The sequence below is a fragment of the Bradyrhizobium sp. ISRA464 genome, from assembly GCF_029910095.1.
Taxonomy (GTDB): Bacteria; Pseudomonadota; Alphaproteobacteria; order Rhizobiales; family Xanthobacteraceae; genus Bradyrhizobium.
The window spans coordinates 1,880,628-1,897,490 of the sequence record NZ_CP094526.1; the positions used below are offsets into that span (position 1 = coordinate 1,880,628).

The 16,863-nt window shown below is 65.2% G+C and carries 12 protein-coding genes; 10 read left to right on the forward strand and 2 right to left on the reverse strand.

Annotated elements, in window-relative coordinates:
* Positions 1-96: 96 nt before the first annotated feature.
* The 4 genes from MTX19_RS08835 (at position 97) to MTX19_RS08850 (ending at position 4,433) form a co-directional block, all read left to right on the forward strand.
* Positions 97-1,263 carry a PA0069 family radical SAM protein gene (locus MTX19_RS08835; RefSeq protein ID WP_280983287.1) on the forward strand — a complete coding sequence of 389 codons (1,167 nt, stop codon included), beginning with the start codon at positions 97-99 and terminating at the stop codon, positions 1,261-1,263.
* A 120-nt stretch (positions 1,264-1,383) separates the two neighbouring features.
* Positions 1,384-1,839 carry a VOC family protein gene (locus MTX19_RS08840; protein ID WP_280983288.1) on the forward strand — a complete coding sequence of 152 codons (456 nt, stop codon included), beginning with the start codon at positions 1,384-1,386 and terminating at the stop codon, positions 1,837-1,839.
* Between the two features lie 87 nt (positions 1,840-1,926).
* Positions 1,927-2,682: a ribonuclease HII gene (locus tag MTX19_RS08845; protein WP_280983289.1), complete on the forward strand. Its 756-nt coding sequence runs from the start codon at positions 1,927-1,929 to the stop codon at positions 2,680-2,682.
* 245 nt (positions 2,683-2,927) lie between these two features.
* The gene (locus tag MTX19_RS08850) at positions 2,928-4,433 is read left to right on the forward strand and encodes a glycosyltransferase family 39 protein (protein WP_280983290.1); all 1,506 of its coding nucleotides are present in this window, start codon (positions 2,928-2,930) and stop codon (positions 4,431-4,433) included.
* Between the two features lie 91 nt (positions 4,434-4,524).
* Here the strand turns inward: MTX19_RS08850 and MTX19_RS08855 are convergent, their stop codons facing one another.
* Positions 4,525-5,355: a uracil-DNA glycosylase gene (locus MTX19_RS08855; RefSeq protein WP_280984736.1), complete on the reverse strand. Its 831-nt coding sequence runs from the start codon at positions 5,353-5,355 to the stop codon at positions 4,525-4,527.
* A 194-nt stretch (positions 5,356-5,549) separates the two neighbouring features.
* On the opposite strand from MTX19_RS08855, the gene MTX19_RS08860 reads away from it, so the two are divergent.
* The 6 genes from MTX19_RS08860 (at position 5,550) to MTX19_RS08885 (ending at position 15,090) form a co-directional block, all read left to right on the forward strand.
* Positions 5,550-7,208 carry an electron transfer flavoprotein-ubiquinone oxidoreductase gene (locus MTX19_RS08860; protein WP_280985931.1) on the forward strand — a complete coding sequence of 553 codons (1,659 nt, stop codon included), beginning with the start codon at positions 5,550-5,552 and terminating at the stop codon, positions 7,206-7,208.
* A 334-nt stretch (positions 7,209-7,542) separates the two neighbouring features.
* Positions 7,543-9,333, forward strand: coding sequence for a tetratricopeptide repeat protein (locus MTX19_RS08865; RefSeq protein WP_280984737.1), 1,791 nt, complete (start codon positions 7,543-7,545; stop codon positions 9,331-9,333).
* Positions 9,334-9,794: 461 nt separating this feature from the next.
* The gene (locus MTX19_RS08870; RefSeq protein ID WP_280983291.1) at positions 9,795-10,682 is read left to right on the forward strand and encodes a 4-(cytidine 5'-diphospho)-2-C-methyl-D-erythritol kinase; all 888 of its coding nucleotides are present in this window, start codon (positions 9,795-9,797) and stop codon (positions 10,680-10,682) included.
* A 1,076-nt stretch (positions 10,683-11,758) separates the two neighbouring features.
* Positions 11,759-12,685 carry an SMP-30/gluconolactonase/LRE family protein gene (locus tag MTX19_RS08875; RefSeq protein WP_280983292.1) on the forward strand — a complete coding sequence of 309 codons (927 nt, stop codon included), beginning with the start codon at positions 11,759-11,761 and terminating at the stop codon, positions 12,683-12,685.
* A 139-nt stretch (positions 12,686-12,824) separates the two neighbouring features.
* Positions 12,825-13,418 carry a GNAT family protein gene (locus tag MTX19_RS08880; protein WP_280983293.1) on the forward strand — a complete coding sequence of 198 codons (594 nt, stop codon included), beginning with the start codon at positions 12,825-12,827 and terminating at the stop codon, positions 13,416-13,418.
* A 28-nt stretch (positions 13,419-13,446) separates the two neighbouring features.
* Entirely contained in the window at positions 13,447-15,090 is a 1,644-nt protein-coding gene (locus MTX19_RS08885) for a GMC family oxidoreductase N-terminal domain-containing protein (RefSeq protein ID WP_280976100.1), read from the forward strand.
* 218 nt (positions 15,091-15,308) lie between these two features.
* On the opposite strand, the gene MTX19_RS08890 is transcribed toward MTX19_RS08885, so the two are convergent.
* A complete protein-coding gene (locus tag MTX19_RS08890) occupies positions 15,309-16,811 on the reverse strand; it encodes an NAD(P)/FAD-dependent oxidoreductase (protein WP_280983294.1) in 1,503 nt (500 codons plus the stop codon).
* Between the last annotated feature and the right edge of the window lie 52 nt (positions 16,812-16,863).

Sequence of the window (16,863 nt, forward strand, 5' to 3'; positions counted from 1 at the left end):
CGCAGCCTTTGCGGCTGCGGATTCTTGCGGCAGGGTTTTGTGGATTTTTACGACGCTTGTTCTTGATTTGTTCTCGCGCTGTGTTAGCTTCACAGCATGAGCCGAGCATCCTCTCATGCCCTCAAGCACCCGCCGGTAACGGCGCCCTCCGATAACCCGGCGGGTGCATCTTCCCCTTTTCCCGAGCTTGCGGTCGCGATCGAGCGCGAGCGGCGGCGCGGCCGCGGCGCGCAGTCCAACGCCAGCGGCCGCTACGAGGCCGAGGCGCGGGTCGCCTTCGACGACGGCTGGCAGAGCCTCGACGACCTGCCGCCGTTCAAGACCTCGGTGGCGATCGATACCTCGCGCAAGGTGATCACCCGCAATGACTCGCCCGACATCGGCTTCGACCGCTCGATCAATCCCTATCGCGGCTGCGAGCACGGCTGCGTGTACTGCTTCGCGCGGCCGACCCACGCCTATCTCGGGCTGTCGCCGGGGCTCGACTTCGAATCCAAGCTGCTCGCCAAGCCGGATGCGCCCGAGCTGCTCGAGAAGGAGCTGGCGGCGCCGGACTACGAAGCGCGGATGATCGCGATCGGCACCAACACCGATCCCTACCAGCCGATCGAGCGCGAGCGGAAGATCATGCGCGGCATCCTGGAGGTCTTGGAGCGCGCCGGCCATCCGGTCGGCATCGTGACCAAGTCAGCGCTGGTGACCCGCGACATCGATATCCTGGCGCGAATGGCCAAGCGCAATCTGGTCAAGGTCGCGCTGTCGGTGACGACGCTCGATCCGAAGCTGGCCCGCACCATGGAGCCGCGCGCCTCGACCCCGCCGAAGCGGCTCGAGGCGATCAAGCGGTTGGCCGACGCCAGCATCCCGACCACGGTGATGGTGGCGCCCGTGATCCCGGCGCTGAATGACTCCGAGATCGAGCGCGTCCTCGATGCCGCCGCGCATGCCGGCGCCAAGGAGGCGAGCTATGTGCTGCTGCGCCTGCCGCTCGAGGTTCGCGACCTCTTCCGCGAATGGCTGATGTCGAACTATCCCGATCGCTATCGCCACGTCTTCACGTTGATCCGCGACATGCGCGGCGGCCGCGACTACGATTCGCAATGGGGCACCCGGATGAAGGGCACCGGCCCGATGGCCTGGATGATCGGCCGCCGCTTCGAGATCGCCTGCGAAAAGCTCGGGATGAACAAGCGGCGCACCAAGCTGACCACAGACCATTTCGCCAAGCCGAAGTGCAACGGGCAGCAGTTGAGCTTGTTCTAGGCGGGGCAAGAAGAACCAAGGGCGTCATTGCGAGCGAAGCGAAGCAATCCGTGTCGCAACGCTGGGATAGATGGATTGCTTCGTCGCTTTCGCTCCTCGCAATGACGGAGAAGGATAATCATGAGTAACACCGCAACCGTCCCGACCCCGCGCTTCACCGTCCTGACGCTCGGCGTCAGCGACATGCGCAGCAGCATCGCGTTCTACGAGTCGCTCGGCTTTACGAGGAAATTCCGCGCGACGGGCGAGGAGGTCACCTTCTTCGAGACCGGCGGCACTGTGCTCGGGCTGTTCCCGTGGCATCTGCTCGCCGCGGACGCCTCACTGCCCGATCAGCCGCGGCCGGCGGCGTTTCGCGGGGTCGCGATTGCGTGGAACTGCCGCAACGACGCGGAAGTCGATGCCGTCATGGCCTTCGCGCTCTCGAAAGGCGCCAAATTGTTGAAGCCCGCACAGCCGACGAGCTATGGCGGCTATTGCGGCTATTTCGCCGATCCCGACGGCCATGCCTGGGAGGTGGTCCGCGCGCCGGGCTTCGAGGTCCGTGATGACGGGCGGGTATCGCTGCCCGATTAGCGGACTGCCCGCCAGCAATGATGAATAGCGGGGACGGGCGGCAGGTTCCCGGTTGCGCCGCGGGCCGGGCTTGATCACCATCCCCGCATGATTCGGGACAAGTCTGCGAAGAAGAAGCCGGTCGAGCCGGCCAAGCCGGAGAAGCGCGTGGTCGCGGTGACGCGGCCGAGCTTCCGGCGCGAGCGTGCGCTGATCAAACGCGGCGTCTGGCCGATCGCCGGCTGCGACGAGGCGGGGCGCGGTCCGCTGGCCGGGCCGGTGGTCGCGGCCGCAGTGGTGCTCGATCCCAATCGCATCCCGAAAGGCATCGACGATTCCAAGCGGCTGACCGCCGAGCGCCGCGAGGAGCTATTCGAGGAGATTTGTGCGACTGCCGCCTTCTCGGTCGCGGTGGCCTCGCCGGCGCGAATCGACCGTGACAACATCCTGCGCGCCTCGCTGTGGGCGCTGGCCCGCGCCGTCCACGCGCTGCCGGAAATGCCGAAGCATGTCTTCGTCGACGGCCGTGACAAGCTCGCCACGGCCTGCGACTGCGAAGCGGTGATCGGCGGCGACGGCCTCGTGGTGTCGATCGCGGCGGCGTCCATCATCGCCAAGGTGACGCGCGACCGCCTGATGAGCGCGCTGGCGCTGGATTGCCCGGGCTACGGCTTCGAGCAGCACAAGGGCTACGCCGTGCCCGAGCATCTCGAGGCGCTTGACCGGCTCGGTCCCAGCGCCCATCACCGCAGCTTCTTCGCCCCCGTCGTCGCGGCGCGCGCGAAGCATTTCCCGACGCTCGCCGAGCCCGACCTGTTCACGGTGGATCCGGAGAGCGAAGCCGCGGCGTCAGCGGCGGCGTAGAGCGCAAGACTCGAGCCAAATCTCGACTGTCATCGCCCGGCTTGACCGGGCGATCCAGTATTCCAGAGGCCATGGTCTTCAGCCCGAGAGGGCGCGGCGTACCGGATGCCCCGCATTCGCGGGGCATGACGGCGGAAATTGGCTTTGTCGCGTGGGTTCACCACCGTTGCCTCTCCCGCTGCCGCCCGTTATCACGGGATCAAATTGAGCCGCTGACGCGGTGGCTGGGGCATTTCAGGCGTTTCATGCGGTTTACCTCCCTGGTTGTCGAACTGATCCGCGCCCGGCCACGGCTGGTGGTCTGGATCGTGGTGCTGGCGCAGGCGGCGATCTGGCTGTTGCTGCCGCTGATCTTCTACGGCAGCCCGCCCGGCAATCTCGCAACCGTGCTCGCGTTCGGCCGCGAATATCAGGTCGGCACCGACATGGGGCCGCCGCTGTCGTTCTGGCTCGCCGACATCGCGTTCCGCGCCGCCGGCAATCACGTGTTCGGCGTCTATCTGTTGGCGCAGGTCTGCGAGGTCGCGACCTTCATCGCCTTCTACCATCTGGCGCGCGCCATCGTTGGTGGCCCGCAGGCGGTGCTCGCTGTGCTGCTGTCGATGACGGTCGTGGTGTTCTCGTCGCCGAGCGTCGAGTTCGGTCCGCTGATCCTGGCGCGCCCGCTATGGGCGTTGCTGCTGCTGCACTCCTGGCAGTTGATCGGCCAGAATCGGCGCAGCGCCTGGTTCGCCTGGTCGATCGATTGCGGCCTGTTGCTGCTGACGACGCCGGCGGCGATCGGCATGATCCTTTTGGTCGCCGTCTTTGCCGTCACCAGCCCGCGCGGACGGCGTACATTAATGTCGGTCGACCCGCTCTGCGCGCTGCTCGTCGTTATCGTGCTGGCGCTGCCCTATCTGATCTGGCTGGTCCGCGCCGACGCGATTGCGCTGCCGCCGTTGCCCGCTATCGCCGATCTCAACGCCCGCGCGCTGCGTTGGGGCGTCGTGCTCGGTGGGCTGATCGTGGCGATGGCCGCCATCGTGGTGCTGGTGATTCTCAATTCGCGCTGGTTCGCCCGCGACAGCGAGGATGCGCCGGTCATCCACCGCCCGCCGGTCGGGCCGCTCGCACAGCAGTTCGTCTATTTCTTCGCCTTCGCGCCGGCGATCGTCGGCAGCTTCGTCTCGGGCCTGTTCAATGTTAACAGCGTCTTCGGCGGCGCCGGCGTGGCGCTGCTGATGTCGGGACTCGCCGTCGTGGTCGCCGCCGGCGATCTGATCCACCTGCGGCGCCAGCGGCTGTTGCGCACGGCCTGGGCGCTCGCCGTTGGCGCGCCGGCGGTGGTCGCGTTGGCCATGGCGCTGTTCATGCCCTGGACCAGCACCATGGAGGTGCCGACCTCGCTGCCGGCAGCCGCGATCGGCCGCTTCTTCGACGACAGCTATGAGCGCCGCACCAACCAGCGCCTGCGCGCGGTGGCCGGCGATCCCGAACTCGCCAGCCTGATCGCGATGGATGGGCGCCGTGCGCATCTTCTGCTCGACGCCACGCCGCAGCGGACGCCGTGGCTGTCGATCGCGAAGTTCAACGAGACCGGCGGCGTCGTGGTGTGGCGCGCGCAGGATACCGGCGGCACGCCGCCGCCCGAGATCGCGCAGCGCTTTCCCGGCCTCGTGCCGGAAGTCCCGCGCTCGTTCGACCGGCTGGTCAACGGAAGGCAAGGCGTGTTGCGGATCGGCTGGGCGATCGTGCGGCCGAAGGGGTAAGCCGCGAAGCTGTAGGGTGGGTAGAGCGAAGCGAAACCCACCATTCGCGATGGGTTTCGCTTCGCTCTACCCATCCTACGCCGTTGGCCAATTAAGACGCCGCCGCCTGTTGCAGCGCTTTCGCGATCGCGCGCAGGTCCTGCCATGACAGCCGCTTGTAGGATGGCGAGCGCAGCAGATAGGCCGGGTGGAAGGTGGCGACGGCGCGGATCGTGCGGGTGCCGGTGTCGAAGTCGAGCCATTTGCCGCGCGTGCGCATGATGCCCTCGCGGGTGCCGAGCAGCGCCTGCGTCGAGGGATTGCCGAGCGTCACCAGCACGTCGGGATTCACCAGTTCGATCTGGCGCTGGATGAAGGGCAGGCAGACCTGCGTCTCCTGCGGCGTCGGCGTGCGGTTGCCGGGCGGCCGCCACGGGATCACGTTGGCGATATAGGCTGAGCGGCGGTCGAGGCCGATCGACGCGATCATGCGGTCGAGCAGCTTTCCCGAGCGCCCGACGAAGGGCAGGCCCTCGATGTCCTCGTCGCGGCCCGGCGCCTCGCCGACGAACATCACGCGCGCTTCCGGATTGCCGTCGGCGAACACCAGCTTGGTCGCGGTGTGCTTCAGCGCGCAGCCGTCGAACGTCTCCATCAACTCGCGCAAGGCTGCAAGCGTCGGCGCGGTGCGCGCGGCCTCGCGCGCGGAGGCGATCGCGGCGTCCGGTGCGACGGTGATTTCGCTACGCGGAATGGCTGGCGTTGCCGCAGGCAGGGGACGCAGCAGACTGGGCGCGGCGACGGGCCGCGCTGCGGCGGGCGCGGGAACAGCGTCCGGTTCCTCCAGCCGGTTGATCGGCTCGTCGCCGAGCGCGCAATCGACCCCGGCCTCGAGGTAAAAGGCCAGCAATTGCTGCAGCGTGGGGGCGGGTTCGGGCATCAGGGCCATGATGGACGGCAATTTAGAGCATGATGGGGAAAAGTGGAGACCGGTTTTCCGCAAAAGCTCATGCGCAAGCGCGGATCGGCCGCGCGAAACGCCCCGGATTGCAATTCCATGGTTGTCCTTCCGCCAAAAATCGGAAACAACGACCCCTGAAAAGCTTAGAAGCGTTCTCAACGGGCTGAGACCAGATCATGAGTGCTGAAGACCTTCCCCCGCGCGAGTCCATGGAATTCGACGTCGTCATTGTCGGCGCAGGCCCCTCGGGCCTGTCGGCTGCGATCCGGCTCAAGCAGCTCAATCCCGAGCTCTCGATCGTCGTGGTGGAGAAGGGCTCCGAGGTCGGCGCGCACATCCTGTCGGGCGCGGTGATCGATCCGGCGTCGCTCGACAGGCTGATCCCGGACTGGCGCGAGGATGCCGACTGTCCGCTGAAGACGCAGGTGAAGGACGACCGCTTCTACTGGATGACCGGCGGTGGCGCGATCCGGCTGCCGAACTTCATGATGCCGCCGTTGATGAACAATCATCACTGCTACATCGGCTCGCTCGGCAATGTCTGCCGCTGGCTGGCGCCGAAGGCGGAAGCGCTCGGCGTCGAGATCTATCCGGGCTTCGCTGCGGCCGAGGTGCTCTATGACGACAAGGGCGCGGTGCGGGGCATCGCCACCGGCGACATGGGCATCGCCAAGGACGGCAGCCACAAGGATTCCTACACCCGCGGCATGGAACTGCTCGGCAAGTACACGCTGTTCGCCGAAGGCGCGCGCGGCTCGCTGTCCAAGCAGCTGATCGCGAGGTACCAGCTCGACGCCAAGAGCGAGCCGCCGAAATTCGGCATCGGTCTGAAGGAAGTCTGGCAGATCGATCCGGCCAAGCATCAGAAGGGCATGATCCAGCACTCCTTCGGCTGGCCGCTGAACAATTCCACCGGCGGCGGCTCGTTCCTCTACCACTACGACGACAATCGCGTCGCGGTCGGCTTCGTGGTGCATCTGAACTACGACGATCCTTATCTGTCGCCGTTCGACGAGTTCCAGCGCTTCAAGACCCATCCTTCGATCCGCGGCGTGTTCGAGGGCGGCAAGCGTCTTGCCTACGGCGCGCGCGCGATCACCGAGGGCGGCTATCAGTCGGTGCCGCGGCTGACCTTCCCGGGCGGCGCGCTGGTCGGCTGCGCGGCGGGCTTCGTCAACGTGCCGCGCATCAAGGGGGTGCACAACGCCATGGGCACCGGCATGCTCGCCGCCGAGCACGTCGCCGCCGCGCTCGCCGCCGGCCGCGCCAATGACGAACTCGTCGAGTACGAAAACGCCTGGCGCTTGTCCGCCGTCGGCCAGGACCTGCACAAGGTCCGCAACGTCAAGCCGCTGTGGTCGAAATTCGGCACCGTCGTCGGCGTCGTGCTCGGCGGCTTCGACATGTGGTGCAACACGCTCGGCTTCTCGCTGTTCGGCACCCAGTCGCACGCCAAGCCCGATCGCAAGACGCTCGATCCGGCCAAGCAGCACCAGCCGATCGCGTATCCGAAGCCGGACGGCAAGATCTCCTTCGACAAGCTGTCGTCGGTGTTCCTGTCCAACACCAATCACGAGGAGGACCAGCCGGTCCATCTCAAGGTTGCCGACATGAACCTGCAGAAGACGTCGGAGCACGACGTGTTCGCCGGGCCCTCCAACCGCTATTGCCCGGCCGGCGTCTATGAATGGGTCGAGGAAGCCTCCGGCCCGCGTTTCCAGATCAACGCCCAGAACTGCGTCCACTGCAAAACCTGCGACGTGAAGGATCCCAATGGCAACATCACCTGGGTTCCCCCGGAGGGCGGCGGCGGCCCGAACTACGAGGCGATGTAATAGAGGCGATGCAATAAGAGGCTGGTCAGACCACATTTGCGTGAGGGGAGAAGAGGTGGGAACCGGTACCGTGGCGGCCACTTGCCGACACAGTTGTTTCCCAACGCGATTGTGCCCGGGCCGGCCACGATACCGCCACACTGGAAGCGTTTTGCGGTGGCCTGGCTGGATCGGCGGGCCTAAAGGCTTAATCTGCCTATCGATTCGTCATGCGTATCCTTGCGGTTGAGCGCCAAAAGCGGCATTGTCGCTGGCCGCGATGCCGCCGCTTGGGTTCGCATTTGAGACTGAACGCAAGATCGTGGCCGTAAATCCCTGGAGCAAGGCGACCGTGATGCTGTCCACCCGTTTCAACCGCCTGACGATTGCCCTCATCGCCGCTGCCGCGCTCGCCGCGCCCGCGCAGCTTGCGGCGCAAACGCCCGATCACCCCGCCGACAACGCGGCGCAGTTTCCGACCAAGAACGAGCTGAAGTCGCTGACGACGGCCGGCAGCTATCTGGCGGCCCGCCATGCCAGCGTCGAGCGCGATGCGGCCTCCGCCGCGGCGTTCTACCGCTCGGCGCTGCGCACCGATCCGAAGAATTCCGAGCTGCTCGACCGCGCCTTCATCTCCTCGCTCGCCGATGGCGACATCGACGAGGCGGTCAAGCTCGCCGACCGCATCCTGTCCCAGGACAAGGCCAACCGCGTCGCGCGTCTGGTCATCGGCGTGCGTGACCTCAAGCTGAAGAGATACGCAGCCGCGCAGTCCAACATCAACCAGTCGGTGCGCGGTCCGATCACCGACCTGGTGGCGACGCTGCTGTCGGCCTGGGCGGCCTATGGCGCCGGCGACGCGAAGGGCGCGGTCGCCAGCATCGACAAGCTGACCGGGCCGGATTGGTACCCGATCTTCAAGGACCTGCACGCCGGCATGATCCTCGAGCTCGCCCACAAGGAGAAGGATGCCGGCGCACGCTTCGAGCGCGCCTACAAGCTCGACGATTCCATGCTGCGCACGGTCGACGAATATGCGCGCTGGACCTCGCGCAACAAGGATGCGGCCGCCGCCACCGCGCTTTACGAGGCCTTCGACAAGAAGCTGCCGCGGCATCCGCTGGTGCTGGAAGGCATCAAGGACACCAAGGCCGGCAAGAAGCTGCCGCCGCTGGTCGAGTCGGCGCAGGCCGGCGCGGCCGAGGCGCTCTACGGCATCGGCGCGACGCTGACGCGGCGCGGCGGCGAGGATCTTGCGCTGGTCTACCTGCAGCTTGCGCTGTACCTGCAGCCCAACCATCCGCTGGCGCTGCTGTCGCTTGCCGATCTCTATGAATCGGTGAAGAAGCCGCAGATGGCGATCAAGGTCTATGAGCGGATGCCGGCGTCTTCGCCGCTGAAGCGCAACGCGCAGATCCAGCTCGCGACCGATCTCGACGCCGCCGACCGCAGCGACGAGGCGATCAAGATCCTGAAGGGGGTCACGGCAGACGCGCCGAAGGATATCGAGGCCATCATGGCGCTCGGCAACATCGAGCGCGGCCGCAAGAAGTTCGCCGACTGCGTCGGGACCTATTCGCAGGCGATCGACGTGCTGCCGACCGTCGACGGCGGCGACAAGAACGCCTGGGTTACCTATTACTACCGCGGCATCTGCGAGGAGCGCTCCAAGCAGTGGAACAAGGCCGAGGTCGACATGCGCAAGGCGCTCGAGCTGCAGCCCGAGCAGCCCCATGTGCTGAACTATCTCGGCTATTCCTGGATCGACCAGGGCATCAACCTCGACGAAGGCATGAAGATGATCAAGCGTGCCGTCGATCAGCGCCCCGACGACGGCTACATCGTCGACTCGCTCGGCTGGGCCTATTACCGCATCGGCAATTACGACGAGGCGGTGAAGAATCTCGAGCGCGCGATCGATCTGAAGCCCGAGGATCCGACCATCAACGACCATCTCGGCGATGCCTATTGGCGCGTCGGCCGCAAGCTGGAAGCCAAGTTCCAGTGGGCGCATGCGCGCGACCTCAAGCCCGAGCCGGAAGAGCTGCCGAAGATCCTGGCCAAGATCGAGAACGGCCTGCCCGACGAACCTGCGCCGGCCGCCGCGGCAGCCGACAAGAAGAAGGACAACGACAAGGGCGGTTAGAGCATGATCCGGAAAAGTGGAAACCGGTTTTCCGAAAAGATCATGCTCAAACAAAGAGATGAGATCATGATGCGATTCGATCTAATCGCATCATGATCTAGTCGGGCAGGACGCTGCGTCGCTGAGGTTTCGTTTCCCTCTCCCGCAAGCGCAGGGCGATCGCATATGCGGATCATGCTGCTGCGGCCTAGTTGGTCTACCCACAAATGCGTCATGCCCGGGCTTGTCCCGGGCATCCACGTCTTTGGTTTTCCATGTGAAGAAAGACGTGGATGCCGGGACAAGCCCGGCCATGACGATGTGGAAACGTCAGCGCCAGAGCCCGGGGTGTCATATGCGATTGCCCTGCCCGCAAGCGGGAGAGGTAAGCAGCCCGGAATTTCTGCTCGAACAAAGGGATAGGATCATGATGCGATTTACGCTAATCGCACACGATCTTTGTTTTTTAGGGGTTTGTCGCCGTGCCGGCGCTTGTTGAAGAGGGGCGTGCCAAGGTCAACCTGACGCTGAAGGTGGTCGGGCGGCGCGTCGATGGTTTTCATGACCTGGAGAGCGTCGTCGCGTTTGCCGATTGCGCCGATCGTCTCACGCTCAAGCCGGGCTCCGAGCTCGCGTTGACGATGGAGGGACCGCTGGCCGATGCCTGCGGCGACACCTCGGACAATCTCGTACTCAAGGCGGCGCGCCTGCTCGGCGAGCGCGTCGCGGACCTCAGGGTCGGCCACTTCACGCTGGAAAAGGTCTTGCCCGTCGCTGCCGGCATCGGCGGCGGCTCGGCGGATGCCGCGGCCGCGCTGCGGCTGCTGGCGCGGCTCAACGAGCTCTCGCTCGACGACACCAGAATCATGGAAGTGGCGCTGCAGACCGGCGCCGACGTGCCCGTGTGCGTCGCCTCGCACGCCTGCGACATGACCGGTGTCGGCGAGACGCTGCTGCCGCTTAATTTGCCGAAGCTGCCTTGCGTGATGGTCAATCCGCGGGTGCCGGTCGCGACCAAGGACGTGTTCAATGCGCTCGGTCTGCGTCACGGCGAGCTCCTGATCGGCGCCACCGACGTCGTGATCCAGGCGCCGTCCTGGCCGGAGGCGGGGTGCGCGATCGACGACTGGATCGAGGCGCTCGCGCGCGGCACCAACGATCTCGAAGCGCCTGCGGCGCGGATCGAACCCGTGATCAGCGACGTGCTGTCTGCGCTGCGCGAGACCAAGGACGTTCGCCTCGTGCGCATGTCGGGCTCCGGCGCGACGTGTTTTGCGATCTTCGGCAAGGACGCCGACGCCCAGGCGGCCGGCGAGAGGCTGCGTGCCGAGCATCCCGGCTGGTGGGTGCACGCGGGCACGTTGAGCTGATGGAGTTCGCATGATCCGTAGGGTAGGTTAGCCGCAGGCGTAATCCACCAAAATCGCTGCGATGAAGGCGGTGGGTTACGCTTCGCCAACCCACCCTACGAATAAGTTCTATCCACCTTCAAACTCTGGTCCGGGTTCTCGCTTCGCGAGCCCCGGAATGACAGGGAAGGGTGCGACAAATCAACCCGACGGGCAATTTTTCGCTTCGCGATTCACCCAACTCAGATGTTGAATCCGCCCGTCTCACCCGATTGAGGGGCGCTTCGCGATCGTCACGAGTGTTGCGGTGAGATGCGGTGGACGCTGATCGCATGACTGACGAGCATGCGTGACGCGGACGGTGAAGTCGTGTGGTCTCGACGCCCCAGTGGCAGGTGTCTCCTCGCTAAGCACGCGAAAGCGTCTTTGCGAAGACGGTGACAAAAAAGCCAAGTCTCGCCGGGGAGAGCACGAAGTAAGCCGTAACCCATCGCGCAGGGAAAGCCGGGATGATCCGGTTTCACCTGTGGTCCTACCCCCTGTGCTTTTTCATTGCACAGGGCCCATGGGTGCGATCGGCGCCCGGCTTTCCCTGCGCCCTCTGCTCAAGAGGGGGCGAAGCGACAGGCAAACCTCGGACACATCGTGCCGCGAGAATGCGGGTGTTTGACTCACAGTTCGTGAAGCAAATCCAGATCGTAGGGTGGGCAAAGCGAAGCGTGCTCACCATCGCGAGCACGGCGCATTGCGCCTTTGCCGACCCTACAACTCGCAGTTTGACATATGGATCAGATGCCCAATCCGTCATGCTGAGGAGGCTGCGCAGCAGCCGTCTCGAAGCACGACGGCCCCGCTGCAACACCTCGGCCGTGGATCCTTCGAGACGCGCGTTCCGCGCTCCCTCAGGATGACGGTTTGATAACTTTCGCAGGGGCGACGGCATCATATGCCGAGCCATCCGTCATCAACGCCGGGCAGCGTTGCGGCCCGATTGCTTGGCAAGCCAAATCCACTTTGCCATAACGGGACGAAACAACATGTTGCGCGTGGGGGACCGCAAGGGAATCCGCCTGCAGCCAAAGAGCCGGGAGGATGCCATGGCCAATATTCGTGTTCTCGCCACCGATCTGGAGTTTCCCGAAGGTCCGGTCGTCATGCCCGACGGTTCGGTCGTGCTGGTGGAAATCCGCGGCCAGCGCCTGACCCGGGTCTATCCCGACGGGCGCAAGGAAGTGGTCGCGAAGGTCCCGGGCGGCCCGAACGGCGCCGCGCTCGGTCCCGACGGCAAAATGTATGTCTGCAACAATGGCGGCTTTTCCTGGATCCCGACCCGCAACATGATCATGCCGGGGCCGCAGCCGGAGGATTATCTCGGCGGCTCGATCCAGCGCGTCGATCTGCAATCCGGCAAGGTCGAGACCGTCGTCACCAAATGCGGCGAGCACGATCTGCGCGGGCCGAACGACCTGGTGTTCGACAAGCAGGGCGGCCTGTGGTTCTCCGACCTCGGCAAGCGCCGCGCCCGCGACATGGATGTCGGCGCATTCTACTATCTGAAGCCGGGCATGACCGAGATCGTCGAGGCCGTGCACGGTATCCTGCCGGCCAACGGCATCGGCTTGTCGCCTGACGAGAAGACCGTCTACATCGCTGAAACGCCGACCGCGCGGCTGTGGGCCTACGAACTCTCCGAGCCCGGCATCGTCAAGCCGCGCGACGTGATCTATCGCGGCGAGCGCGGCAAGCCGATCGCGGGCCTCGGCGGCTACCAGATGTTCGATTCGCTCGCGGTGGAGGCCAACGGCAATGTCTGCGTCGCGACGCTGGTCTCGGGCTGCATCTCGGTGATCGCACCCGACGGCACATTGGTCGAGCAGGTGCCGACCGGCGATCGCGTCACCACCAACATCGCCTTCGGCGGCCCGGAGCTGAAGACCGCCTACATCACGCTGTCGGGCAAGGGCGAGCTGATCGCGATGGACTGGTCGCGGCCGGGATTGCCGCTGAATTTTCTGAACAAGTGACGTAAGAACGTCATTGCGAGCGAAGCGAAGCAATCCATGCAGCCGCGGACGCAGAGAGAATGGATTGCTTCGTCGCTTCAGCGCAAAATTGCTTTGCAATTTTGTCGCGAGCTCCTCGCAATGACGGAAAGGATGCAAAATGCCCTGGCTTGAACCGGTCACCCTTCGCGGCACGCATGCGCGGCTCGAGCCGCTGTCGCATGATCATGTCGCCGGACTGACCGAGGCCGTGAAGGACGGCGATCTCTGGAAGCTCTGGTACACGGCCATTCCGAAGCCGGAGAACATGACCAAGGAGATCGATCGACGGCTCGGCCTGCAGGCCGCCGGTTCGATGCTGCCGTTCACGGTGTTCGACGCCGCGGGCCAGATCAGCGGCATGACGACCTACATGAATGTCGATACGCCGAACCGCCGCGTCGAGATCGGCTCGACCTGGTACGCCAAGCGTGTGCAGCGCAGCGCGGTCAATACGCAGTGCAAACTGCTGCTGCTCTCCCATGCCTTCGAGAAGCTCGATTGCATCGCGGTCGAGTTCCGCACGCATTTCTTCAATCACCGGAGCCGCCGCGGCATCGAGCGTCTCGGCGCCAAGCAGGACGGCATCCTGCGCAGCCACCAGATCTCGCCCAACGGCACGTTGCGCGACACGGTAGTTTACAGCATCATCGCCTGCGAATGGCCGACGGTGAAGGCGCATCTCAATTATCAACTCAACGAAAAGCCGCGCTGACACCGCAGTCGGCGCGAGAAGCGAGACGATGGAAACGTTCGATTATGTGATTATCGGCGCAGGCTCCGCCGGGAGCGTGCTGACCAACCGGTTGAGTGAAGATCCGGGCGTCAGGGTCTGTGTGCTCGAGGCGGGCCCGAGCGACTGGCACCCCTACATCCATCTGCCGGCCGGCTTCATCAAGACCTTCCATATGAAGAGCGTGAACTGGGCCTATCAGCAGGAGGTGGGGCCCTACACCGGCGGACGCAGCATCTATGCGCCGCGCGGCAAGACGCTCGGCGGCTCGTCCTCGATCAACGGCCACATCTACAATCGCGGCCAACGCCAGGACTTCGACACCTGGGCGCAGCTCGGCAATCGCGGCTGGGGCTATCCCGACGTGCTGCCCTATTTCCGGCGCATGGAGCGGCGCATCGGTGAGGGCGACGACACCTATCGCGGCCGCGACGGCAACCTCACCGTCACCACGATGGACTGGCAGGACCCGCTCTGCGAGGCCTTCATGGATGGTGCGGTCAGCCTCGGCATTCCGCGCAATCCCGACTACAACGGCAAGATCCAGGAGGGCGTCTCCTACTGCCAGCGCACCATCCTGAACGGCCGGCGCGTCAGTGCCGCGACTGCCTTCCTGCATCCGGCGCGGCGGCGGCCGAATGTCGACGTGCGCACGCATGCGCATGTCACCGGCATCATCTTCGAGGGCAAGCGCGCGGTCGGCGTGCGCTACAACAGGGGCGGCAAGTATGGCGACCCGCTCGAGATCCGCGCCACCAAGGAAGTCATTCTCTCCGGCGGCGCCTACAACTCGCCGCAGCTCCTGCAGCTCTCCGGCGTCGGCTCGCCAGATCTGTTGAAGTCGCACGGCATCGAGGTGCGCCACGCGCTGCCGGGTGTCGGCGAGGGCCTGCAGGATCACTACGCGCCGCGCTCGGTGGCGCGGGTCAAGAACATCAGGACCATCAACGAGCTTCGTCGCGGCATGAGCCTGTGGGTCGAGGCGCTGAAATGGGCGACGACGCGGCGCGGCCTGCTGTCGCTGTCGCCGACCATGGTCTACTGCTTCTGGCATTCCGGCGAGACCACGGAGAGCTCGGACCTGCAGCTCACCTTCACGCCGGCGAGCTACAAGGAGGGCGTGCAGGGCCAGCTCGAGGACGAGCCCGGCATGACGGTGGCGTCCTGGCAGCAGCGGCCGGAGAGCCGCGGCTATGTCCGGATCCGCTCCGCCGATCCGTTCCAGGCGCCGATCATCCAGACCAACTACCTCGCCGAGGAGATCGACCGCCGCGTCGTCGTCGCCGGCATGAAGCTGGCGCGCCGGCTGCTCGCCTCCGAGCCGCTCAAGCCGTATTTCGCCTATGAGGACTTTCCAGGTCCCAAGGTGCAGAGCGACGATGAGTTCCTCGCCGCCGCGACCCAGCGCGGCACCACCACTTTCCATCCCGGCTGCACCTGCCGGATGGGCCCGGCGGACGCGCCATGGGCCGTGGTCGACGACCAGCTTCGTGTCCACGGCATGGAGGGCTTGCGCGTGATCGACGCCTCGATCATGCCGCGGATGATCTCGGCCAATCTCAACGCCTCCACGCTGATGATCGCCGACAAGGCCTCCGACATGATCCGCGGGAAGGCACCTGAGCTCGCCGCGAAGCTGCCGGAATATGCGTGAGGAAAGAGAGGCGGTGCGCGATGATGCTCGTCGATCAGCGCGCTTGATCTATCACCGTCATGCTGAGGAGGCCGCGCAGCGGCCGTCTCGAAGCACGACGGCCCGACTGGGGCCGTGCATCCTCAAGGCTCGCTTCGCGAGCACCTCCAGCGACAACGGCAAAGCCGTTGCGCGGGGATGACGGGACAGCGCCAGGATGACGGAACCAGAGAAGGAGCTCAGCCGTAGACGAACGCCTTGTCCTTGAGGTCGATCGCCGGGAATTCGTCCTTCTCGGCCCAGTAGTCCTGGTTGTGCTGCCATTCCGGCTTGTCGCCGCGCTTCGGCAGCAGATGCATGCCGCGCATCATGTAGCCGGGGTTGAAGTTCTCCGGATCGATCCACGGCAGCAGCGGCATGTTGTGATCCTCGGGGCGCAGCGCCGGCGTCACCTTGTTCGCGCCGGTCTCCTTCATGTGCTTGAGCATGCGGCAGACGAAGTCGGCGACGAGGTCGACGCGCAGCGTCCAGCTGGCACGGAAATAGCCGAACACCCAGACCAGGTTCGGCACGCCGGTGAACATCATGCCGCGATAGGTCACCGTGTCGGCGAAATCGAGCGGCTTGCCGTCGATCTCGAAATCGATCTCGCCGTTGGCGGAGAGGTGGAAGCCGGTCGCGGTGATGATGATGTCGGCCTCGAGCTCCTTGCCGGACTTGAGCAGGATGCCCTTCTCGGTGAAGCGGTCGATCTCGTCGGTGACGACGGACGCCCTGCCGCCCTTGATGGCCTGGAACAGGTCGCCGTCCGGAATGAAGGCGATGCGCTGCCGCCACGGCCGGTAGCGCGGCGTGAAGTGGGTGGCGATGTCGTAGTCCTTGCCGAGATAGGCTTCCACCGCCGACAGCAAATCCTTCTTGGCGGCCTCCGGCTCGGCGAAGGTCTTGCGGGTGAAGGCGTCCTGGTCGAACAGGATCTTGCGGCGGGTGATCTCGTGGATCCAGTGCTCGTCGACCTGCAGCTTGCGCAGCTCCTCGGCGATCTCGATCGCGTTGCGGCCGGTGCGGAAATAGGTCGGCGAGCGCTGCAGCATGGTGACGTGGCCGGCGTCCTTGGCCATCGCCGGGATCAGCGTCGCGGCGGTGGCGCCGGAGCCGATCACGACCACGCGCTTGCCCTTGTAGTCGAGGTCCTCCGGCCACTTCTGCGGATGCACGATCGGGCCCTTGAACTTCGCCATGTCGGTCCATTCGGGCGTGTAGCCCTCGGCGTGGCGGTAATAGCCCTGGCACATCCAGAAGAAATTGGTGGTGAAGCGCAGCTTCTCGCCGGTGTCGATGCGCGTCGCATCGATGGTCCAGAGATTGGTCTCGTTCGACCATTTCGCCGCGGTGATGGTGTGGCGATAGCGGATGTGCGGCGCGAGGTGGTTCTCCTCGATCACCTCGCCCATGTATTTGAGGATCTCGGCCGCGGTCGCGATCGGCGCGCTGGTCCACGGCTTGAAGCGATAGCCGAAGGTGTGCAGGTCGCTGTCCGAGCGGATACCGGGGTAGCGATGGGTGGACCAGGTGCCGCCGAACGTCTTCTGCGTCTCCAGCACCACGAAGCTGGTGCCCGGGCATTGTGTCGTCAAATGATAGGCGGCGCCGACGCCGGAGATGCCGGCGCCCGCGATCAGGACGTCGAAATGTTCGGTTGTGACGGGCTCGGCGGCGCGGATTTGGGTCTGGACGTTCATCTTCCCTGGTCTTTTTGTTGGATGAGGCGGTTAAGCAAAACGCCGGAGCCTC

Excerpts from the sequence above, each read along its gene's own strand:
- MTX19_RS08845 (WP_280983289.1), top strand. The coding sequence starts at position 1,927 with ATGATTCGGGACAAGTCTGCGAAGAAGAAGCCGGTCGAGCCGGCCAAG.
- MTX19_RS08885 (WP_280976100.1), top strand. The coding sequence starts at position 13,447 with ATGGAAACGTTCGATTATGTGATTATCGGCGCAGGCTCCGCCGGGAGC.
- MTX19_RS08860 (WP_280985931.1), top strand. The coding sequence starts at position 5,550 with ATGAGTGCTGAAGACCTTCCCCCGCGCGAGTCCATGGAATTCGACGTC.
- MTX19_RS08835 (WP_280983287.1), top strand. The coding sequence starts at position 97 with ATGAGCCGAGCATCCTCTCATGCCCTCAAGCACCCGCCGGTAACGGCG.
- MTX19_RS08890 (WP_280983294.1), bottom strand. The coding sequence starts at position 16,811 with ATGAACGTCCAGACCCAAATCCGCGCCGCCGAGCCCGTCACAACCGAA.
- MTX19_RS08875 (WP_280983292.1), top strand. The coding sequence starts at position 11,759 with ATGGCCAATATTCGTGTTCTCGCCACCGATCTGGAGTTTCCCGAAGGT.
- MTX19_RS08850 (WP_280983290.1), top strand. The coding sequence starts at position 2,928 with ATGCGGTTTACCTCCCTGGTTGTCGAACTGATCCGCGCCCGGCCACGG.
- MTX19_RS08865 (WP_280984737.1), top strand. The coding sequence starts at position 7,543 with ATGCTGTCCACCCGTTTCAACCGCCTGACGATTGCCCTCATCGCCGCT.
- MTX19_RS08880 (WP_280983293.1), top strand. The coding sequence starts at position 12,825 with ATGCCCTGGCTTGAACCGGTCACCCTTCGCGGCACGCATGCGCGGCTC.
- MTX19_RS08840 (WP_280983288.1), top strand. The coding sequence starts at position 1,384 with ATGAGTAACACCGCAACCGTCCCGACCCCGCGCTTCACCGTCCTGACG.